14 protein-coding genes are annotated in these 18,695 nt (G+C 52.4%); 8 read left to right on the forward strand and 6 right to left on the reverse strand.

Annotated elements, in window-relative coordinates; translation table 11 throughout:
• Position 1: 1 nt before the first annotated feature.
• From D9742_RS01045 to trmL, 5 genes are all read left to right on the forward strand, one after another.
• Positions 2 to 5,167, forward strand: coding sequence for a YadA-like family protein (locus tag D9742_RS01045; protein WP_130235711.1), 5,166 nt, complete (start codon positions 2 to 4; stop codon positions 5,165 to 5,167).
• Between the two features lie 535 nt (positions 5,168 to 5,702).
• On the forward strand, positions 5,703 to 7,358 hold the full coding sequence (gene lldP, locus D9742_RS01050) for an L-lactate permease (protein WP_001297977.1): 1,656 nt from the start codon (positions 5,703 to 5,705) through the stop codon (positions 7,356 to 7,358).
• Entirely contained in the window at positions 7,358 to 8,134 is a 777-nt protein-coding gene (gene lldR, locus D9742_RS01055) for a transcriptional regulator LldR (RefSeq protein WP_130235712.1), read from the forward strand. Before lldP ends, lldR begins: the two co-directional genes overlap by 1 nt.
• A complete protein-coding gene (gene lldD, locus D9742_RS01060) occupies positions 8,131 to 9,321 on the forward strand; it encodes a quinone-dependent L-lactate dehydrogenase (RefSeq protein WP_130235713.1) in 1,191 nt (396 codons plus the stop codon). The genes lldR and lldD overlap by 4 nt, the downstream gene beginning before the upstream one ends.
• Positions 9,322 to 9,423: 102 nt before the next feature.
• Positions 9,424 to 9,897, forward strand: coding sequence for a tRNA (uridine(34)/cytosine(34)/5-carboxymethylaminomethyluridine(34)-2'-O)-methyltransferase TrmL (gene trmL / locus D9742_RS01065; RefSeq protein WP_130235714.1), 474 nt, complete (start codon positions 9,424 to 9,426; stop codon positions 9,895 to 9,897).
• A gap of 52 nt (positions 9,898 to 9,949) precedes the next feature.
• Here trmL and cysE read toward each other — a convergent pair whose 3' ends face one another.
• The 5 genes from cysE to D9742_RS01090 all read right to left on the reverse strand — a co-directional run bounded on the left by cysE (position 9,950) and on the right by D9742_RS01090 (position 13,223).
• A complete protein-coding gene (cysE, locus tag D9742_RS01070; protein WP_001277561.1) occupies positions 9,950 to 10,771 on the reverse strand; it encodes a serine O-acetyltransferase in 822 nt (273 codons plus the stop codon).
• A gap of 79 nt (positions 10,772 to 10,850) precedes the next feature.
• The gene (gpsA, locus tag D9742_RS01075; RefSeq protein WP_105289412.1) at positions 10,851 to 11,870 is read right to left on the reverse strand and encodes an NAD(P)H-dependent glycerol-3-phosphate dehydrogenase; all 1,020 of its coding nucleotides are present in this window, start codon (positions 11,868 to 11,870) and stop codon (positions 10,851 to 10,853) included.
• Positions 11,870 to 12,337: a protein-export chaperone SecB gene (secB, locus tag D9742_RS01080; RefSeq protein ID WP_000003377.1), complete on the reverse strand. Its 468-nt coding sequence runs from the start codon at positions 12,335 to 12,337 to the stop codon at positions 11,870 to 11,872. The genes gpsA and secB overlap by 1 nt, the downstream gene beginning before the upstream one ends.
• A gap of 62 nt (positions 12,338 to 12,399) precedes the next feature.
• On the reverse strand, positions 12,400 to 12,651 hold the full coding sequence (gene grxC, locus D9742_RS01085) for a glutaredoxin 3 (RefSeq protein WP_000024392.1): 252 nt from the start codon (positions 12,649 to 12,651) through the stop codon (positions 12,400 to 12,402).
• 140 nt (positions 12,652 to 12,791) lie between these two features.
• Positions 12,792 to 13,223, reverse strand: coding sequence for a rhodanese-like domain-containing protein (locus D9742_RS01090; RefSeq protein WP_130235715.1), 432 nt, complete (start codon positions 13,221 to 13,223; stop codon positions 12,792 to 12,794).
• A 244-nt stretch (positions 13,224 to 13,467) separates the two neighbouring features.
• On the opposite strand from D9742_RS01090, the gene gpmM reads away from it, so the two are divergent.
• Genes gpmM through D9742_RS01110 form a run of 3 tightly spaced genes read left to right on the forward strand, consistent with a single transcriptional unit; the run spans position 13,468 to position 17,268 of the window.
• Positions 13,468 to 15,012: a 2,3-bisphosphoglycerate-independent phosphoglycerate mutase gene (gene gpmM / locus D9742_RS01100; protein WP_130235717.1), complete on the forward strand. Its 1,545-nt coding sequence runs from the start codon at positions 13,468 to 13,470 to the stop codon at positions 15,010 to 15,012.
• A 33-nt stretch (positions 15,013 to 15,045) separates the two neighbouring features.
• Positions 15,046 to 16,305 (forward strand): murein hydrolase activator EnvC, encoded by a 1,260-nt coding sequence (gene envC, locus D9742_RS01105; protein WP_240780491.1) that lies wholly within the window; start codon positions 15,046 to 15,048, stop codon positions 16,303 to 16,305.
• 3 nt (positions 16,306 to 16,308) lie between these two features.
• Entirely contained in the window at positions 16,309 to 17,268 is a 960-nt protein-coding gene (locus D9742_RS01110) for a divergent polysaccharide deacetylase family protein (RefSeq protein WP_130235719.1), read from the forward strand.
• Here D9742_RS01110 and waaH read toward each other — a convergent pair.
• On the reverse strand, positions 17,255 to 18,289 hold the full coding sequence (waaH, locus tag D9742_RS01115) for a UDP-glucuronate:LPS(HepIII) glycosyltransferase (RefSeq protein ID WP_130235720.1): 1,035 nt from the start codon (positions 18,287 to 18,289) through the stop codon (positions 17,255 to 17,257). The genes D9742_RS01110 and waaH overlap by 14 nt on opposite strands.
• Between the last annotated feature and the right edge of the window lie 406 nt (positions 18,290 to 18,695).

An 18,695-nucleotide genomic window follows, 5' to 3' on the forward strand; every position in this document is an offset into this window, starting at 1 on the left:
AATGAACAAAATATTTAAAGTCATCTGGAATCCGGCGACGGGCAGTTATAGTGTTGCCAGTGAAACAGCAAAGAGTCGTGGTAAGAAATCTGGTCGCAGTAAGCTGTTAATTTCTGCACTGGTTGCGGGTGGAATGTTGTCGTCGTTTGGGGCAAACGCCAGTGCGACACTTGATGGTGGCACATTCTCTGATCCAACAGAAATCAATAGTGTCTGGGTAGCTATTGGCCAGGATGCACTAGCGTCCTCAGCGGGCAATGGGACTGGTGCAGTTGCGGTGGGCGCGAACGCCTGGGCTACAGGTGTTGGTTCGACAGCTTTAGGTTACCAAAGCCACGCAACCGGAGAGAGATCGGTATCAATCGGACAACTGGCAGAAGCTTCCGGAAGCCGAGCGATCGCAATCGGTAGTGGGGCTGACGGATTCGCAGAATATTCAATTGTCCTGGGGGCTGGAGCACAAGCTGCTGATACTGCCAGCAATTCTTTAGTGCTGGGGAAATCTGCAAAGGCGAACAGCGCAGACTCTCTGGCATTAGGCAGACAATCACTCGCCAGTGCAGCAAACTCCATTGCGATAGGTGCTGAGACCGAAGCCGCTGAAAATGCGACGGCCGTTGGCAATAATGCGAAGGCAAAAGGGACTAATAGCATGGCAATGGGGTTCGGAAGCCACGCCGATAAAGTCAATACTATCGCATTAGGAAATGGCAGCCAGGCTCTGGCAGATAATGCAATCGCCATAGGCCAGGGCAACAAAGCTGATGGCGTGGATGCCATCGCTCTGGGTAATGGTAGCCAGTCGAGAGGCTTAAACACCATTGCCTTAGGCACAGCCAGTAATGCAACTGGTGATAAGAGTCTTGCGCTTGGTAGTGATACCACTGCCAACGGTATTAACTCCGTCGCATTGGGTGCAGGTTCCACTGCGGATTTAGACAATACCGTCTCTGTCGGCAATAGTTCATTAAAACGCAAGATCGTTAATGTGAAAAATGGCTCGATCAAGTCTGACAGTTACGATGCCATTAATGGTTCACAGCTTTATGCCATTAGCGACTCGGTAGCAAAAAGGCTTGGGGGAGGATCATCAGTAGATGTTGATGACGGTACTGTTACAGCACCAACCTACAATTTAAAAAATGGTAGCAAAAATAACGTAGGGGCTGCGCTCGCTGTACTTGATGAAAACACCCTGCAATGGGACCAAATCAAAGGCAAATACAGCGCTGCTCATGGTACTAGTAGCCCAACTGCCAGCGTAATCACCGATGTTGCGGATGGCACGATTTCAGCCTCCAGTAAGGATGCAGTTAACGGTTCCCAACTGCAAGCTACCAATGACGATGTCGAAGCCAACACCGCCAATATCGCTACTAATACCAGCAACATTGCCACGAATACGGCAAGTATTGCCACCAACACCTCCAATATCACCAGCCTGACGGATTCCGTTGGTGACCTTCAGGCTGATGCTCTGCTGTGGAATGATACAGCGAAAGCATTCAGCGCCGCGCACGGTACCGATGCCACCAGCAAAATCACCAATGTTAAAGATGGCGATATATCCTCAACCAGTAGCGACGCAGTTAACGGCTCCCAGCTCAACGACACCAATATGCTGATCACCCAAATTGCCGGGGACACCAGCAGTACCTATGTGCAGGAGAACGGTGCGGGGATCAATTATGTTCGTACCAATGACGCAGGCATGACCTTTAAGGATGCCCGCGCTACCGGGACTATTGCGACGGCGGTGGGGTATAACGCTTATGCCAGTGGCGAACAGTCGCTTGCGGTTGGTCCGAATAGCATAGCAGATGACGATTTCTCCACCGCGATAGGAGCGCAAGCTAAAGCATTCGGTCACCACAGTCTGGCGCTAGGTGCCGGAAGTAATACCGCTTCTGACTCCAGCATTGCCCTTGGTGCGAACAGTTTTGCAACGGGTGCTCAATCAATGTCCCTTGGCGTCGCATCAAAAACCAGTGCGGAAGCAGCTATTGCCCTGGGTTATAACAGTTTTGCGAATGGTTTAAATTCCATGTCTCTGGGGCAATCCAGCTATGCTGGCAAGGATAATAGTGTTGCCCTCGGTAGTGAATCCAGCGCAGAAGGTCTCAATTCTGTTGCCTTAGGTGCGGGCTCTATTGCCGAAGATGATAATACCGTTTCCGTGGGTAGCAGCACTCTACAGCGTAAAGTCGTCAATATGGCGGCAGGTATTGTCTCGCAAACCAGCACCGATGCCATTAACGGCAGCCAGCTTTACAGCTTAAGCAGCAACATCGCCAACTACTTTGGTGGCGATGCATCTGTGAGTGATGACGGTGTGTTTACCGGCCCGACCTATAACATTAACGGCACTGACTACACCAATGTCGGTGATGCCCTGGCCGCCATTGACACCTCGTTTGAAGATGCTCTGTTGTGGGATGAAAATGCAAACGGCGGCACTGGGGCCTTCAGCGCCAGCCATAATAAAAATGACAGCAAAATCACCAACGTTCTGGCTGGCGCGGTCACAGAAACCAGCACTGATGCCATTAACGGCAGCCAGCTTCACAGCTTAAGCAGCAACATCGCCAACTACTTTGGTGGTGATGCTTCTGTGGGTGATGACGGTACGTTTACCGGCCCGACCTATAACATTAACGGCACTGACTACACCAATGTCGGTGATGCCCTGGCTGCCATGGACAGCTCGTTCGATGCCTCACTTGAAGATGCTCTGTTGTGGGATGAAAATGCAAACGGCGGCTCTGGCGCATTCAGCGCCAGCCATAATAAAAATGACAGCAAAATCACCAACGTTCTGGCTGGCGCAGTCACCGAAACCAGCACTGATGCCATTAACGGCGGCCAGCTTCACAGCTTAAGCAGTAACATCGCCAACTACTTTGGTGGTGATGCTTCTGTGGGTGATGACGGTACGTTTACCGGCCCAACCTATAACATTAACGGCACTGACTACACCAATGTCGGTGATGCCCTGGCCGCAATGAACACATCTTTCGATGCCTCACTGGAGGATGCTCTGTTATGGGATGCAGACGCCGGTGAAAATGGTGCATTTAGCGCCGCTCACGGAAAAGATAAAACTGCCAGTGTAATCACTAACGTCGCAAACGGTGCAATTTCCTCCACCAGCAGCGATGCTGTGAACGGCTCACAACTCTATACTACCAATCAGTACATTGTCGATGCGCTGGGTGGTGACGCAGAAGTCAACGCTGACGGCACCATCACCGCACCGACTTACACCATTGCGAACGCCGAGTACAACAACGTCGGTGACGCTCTGGATGCGCTTGATGATAACGCCCTGCTGTGGGATGAGACTGCCAATGGTGGTGCAGGAGCCTACAATGCCAGCCATGACGGTAAAGCCAGCATCATCACTAATGTCGCTAATGGCAGTATTAGTGAGGACAGCACCGATGCAGTGAACGGTTCTCAGTTGAATGCGACGAATATGATGATTGAGCAGAACACCCAAATCATCAATCAGCTCGCTGGTAACACCGACGCAACCTATATCGAAGAAAATGGCGCTGGTATCAACTACGTTCGTACTAACGACAACGGTTTAGCCTTTAACGATGCAAGCGCCTCTGGTGTCGGCGCTACAGCTGTAGGTTATAACGCTGTCGCGTCTGGTGCCAGCAGCGTAGCCATTGGTCAGAACAGCAGCAGCACCGTTGATACCGGTATTGCGCTGGGTAGCAGTTCCGTTTCCAGCCGTGTGATTGCCAAAGGTTCTCGTGACACCAGCGTAACGGAAAATGGCGTGATGATTGGTTACGACACCACTGACGGCGAACTGCTAGGTGCATTGTCAATTGGTGATGACGGTAAATACCGCCAAATCATCAACGTAGCTGATGGTTCAGAAGCCCATGACGCCGTTACGGTTCGCCAGTTGCAGAACGCTATTGGAGCGGTCGCCACTACGCCAACCAAGTACTATCACGCCAACTCAACGGCAGAAGACTCACTGGCCGTTGGCGAAGATTCGCTGGCAATGGGTGCGAAAACTGTCGTTAATGGTAACGCAGGTATTGGTATCGGTTTGAACACTCTGGTTCTGGCTGATGCGATCAACGGTATTGCTATCGGCAGTAACGCACGCGCAAACCATGCAAACAGTATTGCAATGGGTAACGGTTCTCAGACCACCCGTGGTGCACAGACTGGCTACACCGCCTACAACATGGACGCACCGCAGAACTCTGTAGGTGAGTTTTCTGTCGGTAGTGAAGACGGTCAACGTCAGATCACAAACGTCGCAGCTGGTTCAGCGGATACCGATGCGGTTAACGTAGGTCAGTTGAAAGTCACTGATGAGCGCGTAGCGCAAAATACCCAGAGCATTACTAACCTGAACAATCAGGTCACTAATCTTGATACTCGCGTTACTAATATCGAAAACGGTATTGGCGATATCGTGACCACCGGTAGCACCAAGTACTTCAAGACCAACACCGATGGCGTAGATGCCAACGCCCAGGGTAAAGATAGCGTTGCGATTGGTTCTGGTTCCATTGCTGCCGCTGACAACAGCGTCGCACTGGGTACAGGCTCCGTGGCCAACGAAGAAAACACGATCTCTGTGGGTTCTTCTACCAACCAGCGCCGTATCACCAACGTAGCTGCCGGTGTTAATGCCACCGATGCGGTTAACGTGTCGCAGCTGAAATCTTCTGAAGCAGGCGGCGTTCGCTACGACACCAAAGCGGATGGCTCTATCGACTACAGCAACATCACTCTCGGTGGTGGCAACGGAGGTACGACTCGCATCAGCAACGTTTCCGCAGGTGTGAACAACAACGACGCGGTGAACTACGCGCAGTTGAAGCAAAGCGTGCAGGAAACAAAGCAATACACCGATCAGCGCATGGTTGAGATGGATAACAAACTGTCCAAAACTGAAAGCAAGCTGAGTGGTGGTATCGCTTCTGCAATGGCAATGACCGGTCTGCCGCAGGCTTACACTCCGGGTGCCAGCATGGCCTCTATTGGTGGCGGTACCTACAACGGTGAATCAGCTGTTGCTTTAGGTGTGTCGATGGTGAGCGCCAATGGTCGTTGGGTCTACAAATTACAAGGTAGTACCAATAGCCAGGGTGAATACTCCGCCGCCCTCGGTGCCGGTATTCAGTGGTAATCAGCCATTAAGTTAGTGTGACGAAGGGCAATTCTCTGAGGAGGGTTGCCCTTTTTTTTGCCTGAAAATCGCATGGATTGTGACTTCGGTTTTTTTACATTAGCGCGAGGCTGCATGCACGCTGCTCCCCGGCCCTCTCCCCAAAGGGGCGAGGGGGAAAAACGTGCTGCATTTGACACTGTGCAGAATGGTTTCCTTGCATTGCTGGAGGACGCGCTCCATCAAACACCGTGCACAATCGGTTCCCTCGCCCCTTTGGGGAGAGGGTTAGGGTGAGGGGCGCAAGCCAACTCCGCAGCAAATTATTCTCTCCCTACAAAAATTGGCCCTACCAATTCTTCGCTTATCTGACCTCTGGTTCACAGTTCCCCAATTAAAACTCACATCACCGTTGCTAATTAATAACATTTGATTAACCATTCATTGTCATTATCCCTACACAACAAAATTGGCAGTGCCACTTTTACACAAAGTGTAACAAGGAGATGAGCAACAGACTCATTACACGATGTGCGTGGACTCCAGGAGACCTGCAATGAATCTCTGGCAACAAAACTACGATCCCGCCGGGAATATCTGGCTTTCCAGCCTGATAGCATCGCTTCCCATCCTGTTTTTCTTCTTTGCGCTGATTAAGCTCAAACTCAAAGGCTATGTTGCCGCCTCGTGGACGGTCGCCATCGCCCTGGCCGTGGCTTTGCTGTTTTATAAAATGCCGGTCGCCAACGCGCTGGCCTCAGTGGTTTATGGCTTCTTCTACGGCTTGTGGCCAATCGCGTGGATCATTATTGCGGCGGTTTTCGTCTATAAAATCTCCGTAAAAACTGGGCAATTTGACATCATCCGCTCGTCGATTCTTTCGATAACCCCTGACCAGCGTCTGCAAATGCTGATCGTCGGTTTCTGTTTCGGCGCATTTCTCGAAGGGGCTGCGGGATTTGGTGCTCCGGTGGCGATCACCGCCGCATTGCTGGTCGGTCTGGGCTTTAAACCGTTATACGCCGCCGGGCTGTGCCTGATTGTTAACACCGCGCCAGTGGCATTTGGCGCGATGGGCATTCCAATTCTGGTTGCCGGACAGGTAACAGGCATCGACAGCTTTGAGATTGGCCAGATGGTGGGGCGTCAGCTACCGTTTATGACCATTATCGTGCTGTTCTGGATCATGGCGATTATGGACGGCTGGCGTGGTATCAAAGAGACGTGGCCTGCGGTCGTTGTTGCAGGCGGTTCGTTTGCCATCGCACAGTATCTCAGCTCCAACTTCATTGGGCCGGAACTGCCGGACATTATCTCTTCTCTGGTATCGCTGCTCTGCCTGACGCTATTCCTCAAACGCTGGCAGCCGGTACGCGTTTTCCGCTTCGGCGATCTGGGTGCATCGCAGGTTGATATGACGCTGGCCCACACCGGTTACACGGCGGGTCAGGTGCTGCGTGCCTGGACACCGTTCCTGTTCCTGACCGCTACCGTAACACTGTGGAGTATCCCGCCGTTTAAAGCCCTGTTCGCTTCGGGCGGCGCGCTTTATGAATGGGTGATCAACATTCCGGTGCCGTATCTCGACAAACTGGTTGCTCGTATGCCGCCGGTCGTCAGCGAAGCTACCGCTTACGCCGCCGTGTTTAAGTTTGACTGGTTCTCTGCCACTGGCACCGCCATTCTGTTTGCTGCACTGCTCTCAATTGTTTGGTTGAAGATGAAACCGTCTGACGCTATCAGCACCTTCGGCAGCACACTGAAAGAACTGGCCCTGCCCATCTACTCTATAGGTATGGTGCTGGCGTTCGCCTTTATCTCTAACTATTCCGGGCTGTCATCAACACTGGCGCTGGCACTGGCGCACACCGGTCATGCTTTTACCTTCTTCTCACCGTTCCTTGGTTGGCTGGGGGTATTCCTGACCGGGTCGGATACGTCATCTAACGCTCTGTTTGCTGCTCTGCAAGCCACTGCCGCACAACAAATTGGCGTCTCTGACCTGTTGCTGGTTGCAGCCAACACCACCGGTGGCGTCACCGGCAAGATGATCTCTCCGCAATCCATCGCCATCGCCTGTGCGGCGGTAGGCCTGGTGGGTAAAGAGTCAGATTTATTCCGCTTTACTGTCAAACACAGCCTGATTTTCACCTGTATGGTGGGCGTAATCACTACGCTTCAGGCTTACGTCTTAACGTGGATGATTCCTTAATGATTGCTACACCCAGACGCCTGTCAGACGAGGTTGCCTCCCGTGTGCGGGCGCTGATTGATGAAAAACAGCTGGAGGCGGGCATGAAGTTGCCCGCTGAACGCCAACTGGCGATGCAGCTCGGCGTGTCGCGTAATTCACTGCGCGAAGCGCTGGCAAAACTGGTGAGCGAAGGCGTGCTGCTCAGTCGACGCGGCGGCGGGACGTTTATTCGCTGGCGTCATGACACATGGTCGGAGCAAAACATCGTCCAGCCGCTAAAAACGCTGATGGCCGATGATCCGGATTACAGTTTCGATATTCTGGAAGCCCGCTACGCCATTGAAGCCAGCACCGCATGGCATGCGGCAATGCGCGCCACACCTGGCGACAAAGAAAAGATTCAGCTTTGCTTTGAAGCAACGCTAAGTGAAGACCCGGATATCGCCTCACAAGCGGACGTTCGTTTTCATCTGGCGATTGCTGAAGCCTCGCATAACATCGTGCTGCTACAAACCATGCGTGGTTTCTTTGATGTTCTGCAATCCTCGGTGATGCAAAGCCGTCAACGAATGTATCTTGTACCACCCGTTTTTTCACAACTGACCGAGCAACATCAGGCGGTCATTGACGCCATTTTTGCCGGTGATGCCGACGGGGCGCGTAAAGCGATGATGGCGCACCTCAGTTTTGTCCACAGCACCATGAAAAGATTCGATGAAGATCAGGCGCGCCGTGCACGTATTACCCGCCTGCCCGGTGAGCATAATGAGCATTCGAGGGAGAAAAACGCATGATTATTTCCGCAGCCAGCGATTATCGCGCCGCAGCACAACGCATTCTGCCGCCGTTCCTGTTCCACTATATGGATGGCGGCGCATATTCTGAATATACCCTGCGTCGTAACGTAGAAGATTTGTCAGATGTGGCGCTGCGCCAGCGTATTCTGAAAAACATGTCCGACTTAAGTCTGGAAACGACACTGTTTAATGAGAAATTGTCGATGCCAGTAGCGCTGGCTCCGGTGGGCTTGTGCGGCATGTATGCGCGCCGCGGCGAAGTTCAGGCCGCAAAAGCGGCTGATGCGCATGGCATTCCATTTACTCTCTCGACGGTTTCCGTTTGCCCGATTGAGGAAGTCGCACCCGCCATCAAGCGCCCAATGTGGTTCCAGCTTTATGTACTACGCGATCGCGGCTTTATGCGTAACGCGCTGGAGCGAGCAAAAGCGGCGGGCTGTTCGACACTGGTTTTCACCGTGGATATGCCAACACCGGGCGCACGTTACCGTGATGCGCACTCTGGTATGAGCGGCCCAAATGCGGCAATGCGCCGCTACTTGCAGGCGGTGACTCACCCACAATGGGCATGGGATGTGGGTCTGAATGGTCGTCCGCATGATTTAGGTAATATCTCGGCTTACCTCGGCAAACCGACCGGACTGGAAGATTACATCGGCTGGCTGGGGAATAACTTCGATCCGTCCATCTCATGGAAAGACCTTGAGTGGATCCGCGATTTCTGGGATGGTCCGATGGTGATCAAAGGGATCCTCGATCCGGAAGATGCCCGTGATGCAGTCCGTTTTGGTGCTGATGGGATTGTGGTTTCTAACCACGGTGGCCGCCAGCTGGACGGTGTGCTCTCTTCTGCCCGTGCACTGCCCGCTATTGCGGATGCGGTGAAAGGTGATATCGCCATTCTGGCGGATAGCGGCATTCGTAACGGGCTTGATGTCGTGCGTATGATTGCGCTCGGTGCCGACACCGTACTGCTGGGTCGTGCTTTCCTGTATGCGCTGGCAACAGCGGGCCAGGCGGGTGTAGCTAACCTGCTAAATCTGATCGAAAAAGAGATGAAAGTGGCGATGACGCTGACTGGCGCGAAATCGATCAGTGAAATTACGCAAGATTCGCTGGTGCAAGGGCTGGGTAAAGAGTTGCCTGCGGCGCTGGCCCCGATGGCGAAAGGGAATGCGGCATAGCCGTTTGCGCCCCTCACCCTAACCCTCTCCCTCAGGGTGAGGGGAAAAGGCCGCACGGCTCACCAATTTTCTGCTATCCTGCCCCCGCACTAAGGGGGCAGTATGCTAAACATCGTACTTTACGAACCAGAAATTCCGCCAAATACTGGCAACATCATCCGTCTTTGCGCTAATACCGGCTTTCGTCTGCATATCATCGAACCGATGGGATTTGCCTGGGACGACAAGCGCCTGCGCCGCGCAGGGCTGGACTACCACGAGTTTACCGCCGTTACGCGTCATCATAACTACGCAGCGTTTCTTGAGGCGGAAAATCCCCAGCGTCTGTTTGCCCTCACCACTAAAGGTACGCCCGCACATAGCTCCGTAAGTTATCAGGATGGTGATTATCTGATGTTCGGCCCGGAAACGCGCGGCCTGCCAGCGAGCATTCTTGATGTCCTGCCCGCTGAACAAAAAATTCGTATTCCAATGGTGCCGGACAGCCGCAGTATGAATCTGTCTAATGCAGTGTCGGTAGTGGTGTATGAAGCCTGGCGGCAGTTGGGGTATCCGGGAGCGGTATTGAGAGATTAGTTACTGTAGGCCGGATAGATGATTACATCGCATCCGGCACGATCACAGGACGTCAGATCCCATCACCATACTCAAACGTATGGTTAATACCGTTGAAATGCTGGTCCATATCCATTGATGGCTTATCGCTGTCTGGTTTACCGACAATGCGTGCCGGGACGCCAGCGGCGGTGGTATGCGGCGGCACCGGTTGCAGCACCACGGAACCTGCGCCAATCTTCGCGCCACGCCCAACTTCAATATTGCCGAGAATTTTCGCGCCCGCGCCAATCATCACGCCTTCACGAATTTTCGGGTGACGGTCACCACCAGATTTACCCGTACCGCCAAGCGTCACAGATTGCAGAATCGATACGTCGTTTTCAATCACCGCCGTTTCACCCACAACGATGCCCGTCGCGTGGTCGAGCATGATACCGCGACCAATTTTTGCTGCCGGATGAATATCAACCTGGAACGTCACAGAAACCTGGTTTTGCAGAAAGATTGCCAGTGCGCGACGCCCCTGATTCCACAACCAGTGACCGATGCGATACGCCTGCAAGGCATGGAAACCTTTCAGGTATAACAATGGGGTTGAGTATTTATCCACCGCCGGGTCGCGGGTACGTACCGCCTGAATATCACAGGCCGCAGAGGCGATCATTTCTGGGTCGGCGGCGTAGGCTTCTTCAACCACTTCGCGGATAGCAATAGCAGGCATAATTGGCGATGACAGCTTGTTCGCCAGCATGTAGCTCAGTGCACTGCCCAGATTTTCGTGCTTGAGTAGCGTCGCGTGGTAAAAACTGGCCAGCATTGGCTCACAGTCCGCCAGCGTTCTGGCTTCGGCTTTAATATTGTTCCAGACAATTTCCAGTTCTTCACACGACATTGCTTACTCCACACGATGAGATAATGACCGGCCCGTTCTGCGCGGGCCGGGTCATAGCGGTAACAAAGGTTCCCTGGGGTTAGTGGCTACTGCGCTCGTCCTTGCGTGCACGACCTAATAAAGTCAATGCTGCCTCGCGCGCGTTTTTTCCGCAATATAATACTTGATAAATTTCCTCGGTTATTGGCATTTCAACGCCGAAGCGATGCGCCAGTTCGCGGACTTCTTTCGTATTGCGGTAGCCTTCCACCACCTGACCAATCTTCTCCTGCGCGCTTTGTACATCCATGCCCTGACCGAGCATCATGCCAAAACGGCGGTTACGCGACTGGTTGTCGGTACAGGTAAGCACCAAATCGCCCAGCCCCGCCATACCCATAAAGGTGGCAGGATCGGCCCCCAGCGCCGCGCCAAGACGCGACATTTCAGCCAGCCCACGGGTGATTAGCGCCGTACGCGCATTTGCGCCAAAACCGATACCGTCGGACATCCCCGCGCCAATCGCAATAACGTTTTTCACCGCGCCACCAAGCTGCACGCCAATGAAATCCGGGTTGCTGTAAACGCGGAAGCTTTTGCCACAGTGCAGCAACTGCTGAAGATCATCAGCAAAAGTTTGGTCGGTAGAGGCCAACGAAATAGCCGTTGGTAAACCTGCCGCCAGTTCTTTCGCAAAAGTTGGACCAGAGATAACCGCCAGCGGAATTTGATCGCCCAACGCCTCACGCGCCACGTCCTGTAACAGACGTCCGGTTTCTGCTTCCAGCCCTTTGGTCGCCCACACCAGACGCGCATCAGGACGCATCAGCGGTTTAATCTGGCGCAGCACTTCACCAAAAACATGGCTTGGCACTACGACGAGAATATTACGGCTGGCGGCCAGAGCGGTAGCGAGATCGCTTTCAAGATGGAGCGTATCGGGAAAAGGCACATCGGGGAGAAACGCGGCGTTACAGCGGTCGCGTTCAAGCGTAGCGATATGTTGAGGGTCATGGCCCCAGAGGACAACCTCGTGGCCATTTCTTGCCAGGGTAATGGCAAGAGCGGTGCCGTACGAGCCGGCACCGATCACAGTCATTGAAGCATTACGTTGGTTCATCAGGCATCCTGATGTTCTTCAGTACCTTCGCCAGCCTGCTGCTGCAAATAGTTCATGAACAGCGCATCGAAGTTAACCGGCGCAAGGTTCAGTTGCGGGAATGTACCGCGGGATACCATGCTGGTGATGCACTCACGAGCATACGGGAACAGAATGTTCGGGCAGTACGCGCCCAGGCAATGTGCCATCTGGGTGCCTTCGATACCCGCGATGGAGAAAATACCGCCCTGCTGAACTTCACACAGGAACGCGGTTTCTTCGCCCAGGGATGCCGTTACGGTAACACGCAGTACCACTTCGTAAACGTCATCTGCCAGTTGAGAAGATGCCGTATCCAGATCAAGTTTAACTTCTGGCTGCCAATCTTTCTGGAAAACGTGCGGCGCGTTCGGCGCTTCGAAAGAGATATCCTTGGTATAAATACGTTGGATCTGGAAAGTCATTTCAGTGTTGTTTTGTTCTGACATGTGTCGAAAACCCTTAAGTGTTGTCCTTAAATACTGCGCAATGTAATGCCAACGTTCACACGTTATTTCAGCAGGGGATCCAGTCCACCACGTGCATCCAATGCATACAAGTCATCACAGCCGCCAATGTGCTGTGCGTCAATAAAAATCTGCGGAACCGTGGTGCGACCGCTGCGTTTGATCATCTCTTCACGCTTGGCGGCATTGCCATCAATCGGCAGTTCCTGGAAGCTCACGCCCTTGCTGCTCAGCAGTGCTTTCGCACGATGGCAATACGGGCAGGTTTCTTTGGTATAGATTTCAACATTGGCCATAACTTAGCTCCTGTTTTTTACCCTGTGATTTCATGTCGCATGGGTGGCACAAATTGGAGTGTCCCCAGAAGCTTATATCAATAAGTCACTGGGGGCATAATTGCAGCTCACCACCTGCGGCATGAAAAACGGCAGGTAAATTATTTGCCGCGCACCAGAGGCAAGTTCTCGCCAGCCCAGCCAGCTACGCCGTCTTTCAGCACGAATACTTGCGCAAATCCAGCTTTCGTCAGCGCGTTTGCAGACTCCTGACACTGCATGCCAGAACCGTCTACCACGATAATCGGTTTGTCTTTGTGCTTCTCAAGCTCACCAACATTGTTGGCTTTGATTTCGCTCGGCAACAGATTGATAGAACCTGCGATATGGCCTTTACGGAAGTCATCACGCTGACGTAAATCCACAACCACAGCGTCTTCTTTGTTGATCAGACGCGTAGCTTCACCACGAGTAATCACCTTCACTTTCGAGGTCAGGCTCTTAAACGTAGTAACAAGAACCGCCACCAGTAACGCGATCCAGGCGATACTCAGTATGGGATGACGGCCAACAAATTGCATAATTTCTTGCATGGGGGGTAACAACTCCCGACGTAGTGATTAAAAAAACCAGGAAACGAGTATACCTGCGCGTTGCGGCAAATACAGCCAGCGCGTGCACTGGAATGCAATTTTGCGGGGCGCGACGAAAAAAAATCGCAAATCTGGCACTAGCTTGCAGCGAGCGGTCGTATATTTTGATCTTCAGAGGCTATTTTATCGATTCAGCTGTAGTAAAATTACGCAAATTTTGACTCTTGAGTGTGAGGTTGTCGCAATGTCGGTTTCTAAAAAACCTATGGTACTGGTGATTCTGGATGGCTATGGCTATCGCGAAGAACAACAGGATAACGCCATTTTTAGTGCTAAAACCCCAGTAATGGATGCACTGTGGGCCAATCGTCCGCATACCCTGATCGACGCTTCTGGTCTGGAAGTTGGTCTGCCTGATCGTCAGATGGGTAACTCCGAAGTAGGCCACGTTAACCTGGGTGCCGGCCGCATCGTGTATCAGGACCTGACTCGTCTGGACGTTGAAATCAAAGATCGCGCGTTCTTCGCTAACCCAGTGCTGACTGGCGCGGTAGATAAAGCGAAAAACGCGGGCAAAGCTGTACACATTATGGGTTTGCTCTCCGCAGGCGGCGTACACAGCCACGAAGATCACATCATGGCAATGGTAGAACTGGCTGCTGAACGCGGCGCAGAAAAAATCTACCTGCACGCATTCCTTGACGGTCGCGACACTCCGCCGCGCAGTGCTGAATCCTCGCTGAAAAAATTCGAAGAGAAATTTGCCGCGCTGGGTAAAGGCCGCGTAGCGTCTATCATTGGCCGTTACTACGCAATGGACCGCGATAACCGTTGGGATCGCGTTGAAAAAGCTTATGACCTGCTGACTCTGGCGCAGGGCGAATTCCAGGCCGACACCGCTGTTGCCGGTTTGCAGGCTGCTTATGCTCGTGACGAAAACGACGAATTCGTGAAAGCGACCGTTATTCGTGCAGAAGGTCAGCCAGATGCGGCAATGGAAGACGGCGACGCGCTGATTTTCATGAACTTCCGCGCTGACCGTGCGCGTGAAATCACTCGTGCGTTCGTAAATGCTGATTTCGACGGCTTCGCGCGTAAGAAAGTGGTTAACGTCGATTTCGTCATGCTGACCGAATATGCTGCCGACATCAAAACCGCAGTGGCTTACCCACCAGCGTCTCTGGTTAACACCTTCGGCGAGTGGATGGCGAAAAACGACAAAACTCAGCTGCGTATTTCCGAAACCGAAAAATATGCCCACGTCACTTTCTTCTTCAACGGTGGCGTAGAAGAGTCGTTCAAAGGCGAAGATCGCATTCTGATCAACTCGCCGAAAGTCGCAACCTACGACCTGCAACCGGAAATGAGCTCCGCAGAGCTGACCGAAAAACTGGTTGCGGCAATCAAGAGCGGCAAATACGACACTATCATCTGTAACTATCCGAACGGCGACATGGTAGGTCACACCGGGGTGATGGAAGCGGCGGTTAAAGCGGTTGAAGCGCTGGATCACTGTGTTGAAGAAGTGACAAAAGCCGTTGAGTCCGTGGGGGGACAACTGCTGATCACTGCTGACCACGGCAACGCTGAACAAATGCGCGATCCGACAACGGGTCAGGCACACACGGCGCACACCAACCTGCCAGTTCCGCTGATTTACGTTGGTGATAAGAACGTGAAAGCGGTTGAAGGCGGCAAACTTTCTGACATCGCACCGACCATGTTGTCACTGATGGGGATGGAAATCCCGCAAGAGATGACTGGTAAGCCGCTGTTCATCGTGGAATAATCCCTCCCCATGAGGGGAAAGGCGATTAATACCATGACACGGGCCACGAAACCGCGCAGGTTTGCAGTCAGGCCCATCATTTACGCCAGCGTTCTTAGCGCTGGCGTATTGTTGTGCGCGTTTTCCGCCCACGCGGATGACCGCGACCAACTCAAGTCTATTCAGGCCGATATCGCCGCGAAAGAGCGCGCGGTACGCCAACAGCAGCAACAACGCTCAAGCCTGCTTGCTCAACTGAAAAAGCAGGAAGAGGCGATCTCCGAAGCCACCCGCAAGCTGCGCGAAACGCAAAACACGCTCAATCAACTGAATAAACAGATTGATGAGATGAACGCGTCGATTGCCAAACTGGAGCAGCAAAAAGCCGCCCAGGAACGCAGCCTCGCCGCGCAACTGGATGCCGCGTTTCGTCAGGGTGAACATACCGGTATTCAGCTCATTCTTAGCGGTGAAGAAAGCCAGCGCGGTCAGCGTTTGCAGGCTTATTTCGGCTATCTCAACCAGGCGCGACAAGAAACCATCGCCCAGTTGAAGCAAACGCGTGAAGAAGTCGCTATGCAGCGTGCTGAACTGGAAGAGAAACAGAGCGAGCAGCAAACGCTGCTATATGAGCAGCGCGCCCAACAGGCGAAACTGACTCAGGCGCTGAACGAGCGTAAAAAGACGCTGGCAGGACTGGAGTCTTCCATCCAGCAAGGTCAGCAGCAATTAAGTGAACTGCGTGCCAACGAATCCCGTCTGCGTAACAGTATTGCTCGCGCGGAAGCGGCAGCGAAAGCGCGTGCTGAGCGTGAAGCGCGTGAGGCTCAGGCAGTTCGCGACAGGCAGAAAGAAGCGACGCGTAAAGGCACCACCTACAAGCCGACCGAAAGCGAAAAATCGCTGATGTCCCGTACCGGTGGTCTGGGCGCACCGCGCGGTCAGGCATTCTGGCCGGTTCGCGGGCCAACGCTGCATCGCTATGGCGAACAGCTACAAGGCGAACTGCGCTGGAAAGGGATGGTTATCGGTGCTTCTGAAGGTACTGAAGTTAAAGCGATTGCCGATGGCCGGGTAATTCTGGCTGACTGGCTGCAAGGTTACGGCTTGGTGGTGGTGGTTGAGCACGGTAAAGGCGATATGAGTCTTTACGGCTATAATCAGAGCGCACTGGTGAGCGTTGGTTCGCAGGTTCGCGCGGGCCAGCCAATTGCACTGGTGGGCAGCAGTGGTGGTCAGGGTCGGCCTTCACTCTATTTCGAAATTCGCCGCCAGGGTCAGGCGGTCAATCCACAGCCGTGGTTGGGAAGATAAGTTTTGTTTCCATTTCGTCGTAACGTTCTTGCATTTGCCGCTCTGTTGGCGCTCTCCTCCCCCGTACTTGCTGGCAAACTTGCCATCGTCATTGATGATTTTGGTTATCGCCCGCATAACGAAAACCAGGTGCTGGCGATGCCATCCGCTATCTCCGTCGCTGTATTACCCGATTCACCGCACGCCAGAGAGATGGCGACCAAAGCGCATAACAGCGGTCACGAAGTGTTGATTCATCTGCCAATGGCACCGTTGAGTAAACAGCCGCTGGAGAAAAATACGCTGCGCCCGGAGATGAGCAGCGACGAAATTGAGCGCATTATTCGTAGCGCGGTCAATAACGTGCCCTATGCCGTGGGGATCAACAACCACATGGGTAGCAAGATGACCTCTAACCTGTTTGGTATGCAGAAAGTGATGCAGGCGCTGGAGCGTTACAATCTTTACTTCCTCGATAGCGTAACCATCGGTAATACCCAGGCGATGCGCGCCGCGCAAGGCACTGGCGTGAAGGTGATCAAACGGAAGGTGTTCCTCGACGATTCGCAAAATGAAGCGGATATTCGTGTGCAGTTTAATCGTGCAATTGACCTCGCGCGTCGCAACGGTTCGACCATTGCCATTGGTCATCCGCATCCCTCAACGGTACGCGTGTTGCAACAGATGGTTTATAACCTGCCGCCGGACATTACGCTGGTGAAAGCCAGCAGTCTGTTGAATCAGCCGCAGGTCGATACGTCTACACCGCCGAAGAACACTGTGCCTGATGCACCGCGTAATCCGTTCCGTGGCGTGAAGCTGTGTAAACCGAAAAAACCGCTGAAGCCAGTTTATGCGAATCGCTTCTTTGAAGTATTAAGCGAAAGCATCAGCCAGAGCACACTGATCGTTTACTTTCAGCATCAGTGGCAAGGCTGGGGCAAGCAGCCCGAAGCGGCGAAGTTTAACGCTAGCGCAAATTAAAGGCGCTACGCGTAATGCGATGATGCGATCGTGTTTTGTCGCGCCATTGCCATAAACGGAAAGACCACAGTAACGCCTGATAACCCACCTTCACGCTGCGCACATTGGTAATCAGGCGCTTATACATACCAGAAGTAAATATCTCGGCAATCATCCGCTGGCGGGTAATAATATCCGGCTCTTTGCGCACCGCATGGCAAACGCGTAATGCTTCGTAAGTTATTTGCTGATGAAACTCTGGATAAATAGGAATTTTGTCGGCGTAATTACGATTTAATTTTTCCAGCAGCCGCGTTATCTTAATATAGTGACGTTGATAATTAAGGTTTTTGTTCCCTTGTCTTTTCAAGCGACTTACTGACGTATTATGCAGATAATATTTATATAACGATTGCTCGGTATATCGCGCACGTAGCGCGTTAAACATAAATTCTGTTGTCCAGACAATATCCTGATGATGTAATCCGGCAATAAATTTAATGTTATTTTTGACAATGAGATCGCGGCGATAAACCCCCATCCAGACAACGTGAGTCCAACGGCGGGAAGAAAGCCCCATCCGCAGCCAATCCGGGCCAGTTAATACGCCGGTTGAGCGTATGCGATCGGTGGGAATGGATTGCCAGGTTTCTCCTGTTTCACGGGTGCACCAGTCAGCGTTACACTGCGCCACGTCGAGATCATCCTCTAACGCCATGGTCATCAGCGTTTCATACATGGTGGGATAGACCTCATCATCAGCATCGACAAAAGCGACATATTTGCCCGTCGCCGCCTCGATCCCACGATTACGCGCCACCGATGCGCCAGCATTCGCCTGATGCAACAAGCGAACATGCGGATAGTTTTCTGCGTAATGCTTTGCTATATCAACAGAATTATCCGTTGTTCCATCGTTAACAATAATAATTTCCAGAGCAGTCCAGGTTTGCGCGATTAAAGATTCCATGCAAGCGTTGAAATCATTACCCGCATTATATAACGGGATAATAACACTTAGTTTATTAGTGCTGTTCATCATAAATTACCGACGACCTCTGAAGTTACCCTGACGTTTTACAGGCTTTGTATTAAGAAACTATTAAGCCTGTGAGATATTATTTTTACGGGTGAGCGAGTAGCTTCAGACTATAGAGATAATGAAAACAGTAATATAAGATAACAGCGCAATTACGAACTCTTTATTACACTGACAGGACTTTACATATTTAACGGATTATCCTCAGGGAAAAGGGCTGGTATTTTGGATTTTCAGATTGTAGACACAGTGCGCTTTGTTTATGCCGGATGCGGCGTAAACGCCTTATCCGTCCTACCAAATTGTGCAAATTTAATATTTTGCAGGAACCGAGTAGGCATGATAAGCGTAGCGCATCAGGCAATTTTGTGTTTGCCATCAGCTTCAAGGGCTGGAATACCAGCCCTTA

This window comes from Escherichia sp. E1V33, assembly GCF_004211955.1.
In the GTDB taxonomy this organism is placed as follows: domain Bacteria; phylum Pseudomonadota; class Gammaproteobacteria; order Enterobacterales; family Enterobacteriaceae; genus Escherichia.

What these genes read in the sequence shown, in the direction of transcription:
- gpsA (WP_105289412.1), bottom strand. Translation starts at nt 11,870, where the DNA reads ATGAACCAACGTAATGCTTCAATGACTGTGATCGGTGCCGGCTCGTAC.
- D9742_RS01090 (WP_130235715.1), bottom strand. Translation starts at nt 13,223, where the DNA reads ATGCAAGAAATTATGCAATTTGTTGGCCGTCATCCCATACTGAGTATC.
- lldP (WP_001297977.1), top strand. Translation starts at nt 5,703, where the DNA reads ATGAATCTCTGGCAACAAAACTACGATCCCGCCGGGAATATCTGGCTT.
- secB (WP_000003377.1), bottom strand. Translation starts at nt 12,337, where the DNA reads ATGTCAGAACAAAACAACACTGAAATGACTTTCCAGATCCAACGTATT.
- lldD (WP_130235713.1), top strand. Translation starts at nt 8,131, where the DNA reads ATGATTATTTCCGCAGCCAGCGATTATCGCGCCGCAGCACAACGCATT.
- envC (WP_240780491.1), top strand. Translation starts at nt 15,046, where the DNA reads ATGACACGGGCCACGAAACCGCGCAGGTTTGCAGTCAGGCCCATCATT.
- gpmM (WP_130235717.1), top strand. Translation starts at nt 13,468, where the DNA reads ATGTCGGTTTCTAAAAAACCTATGGTACTGGTGATTCTGGATGGCTAT.
- trmL (WP_130235714.1), top strand. Translation starts at nt 9,424, where the DNA reads ATGCTAAACATCGTACTTTACGAACCAGAAATTCCGCCAAATACTGGC.
- lldR (WP_130235712.1), top strand. Translation starts at nt 7,358, where the DNA reads ATGATTGCTACACCCAGACGCCTGTCAGACGAGGTTGCCTCCCGTGTG.
- cysE (WP_001277561.1), bottom strand. Translation starts at nt 10,771, where the DNA reads ATGTCGTGTGAAGAACTGGAAATTGTCTGGAACAATATTAAAGCCGAA.
- grxC (WP_000024392.1), bottom strand. Translation starts at nt 12,651, where the DNA reads ATGGCCAATGTTGAAATCTATACCAAAGAAACCTGCCCGTATTGCCAT.
- waaH (WP_130235720.1), bottom strand. Translation starts at nt 18,289, where the DNA reads ATGATGAACAGCACTAATAAACTAAGTGTTATTATCCCGTTATATAAT.
- D9742_RS01045 (WP_130235711.1), top strand. Translation starts at nt 2, where the DNA reads ATGAACAAAATATTTAAAGTCATCTGGAATCCGGCGACGGGCAGTTAT.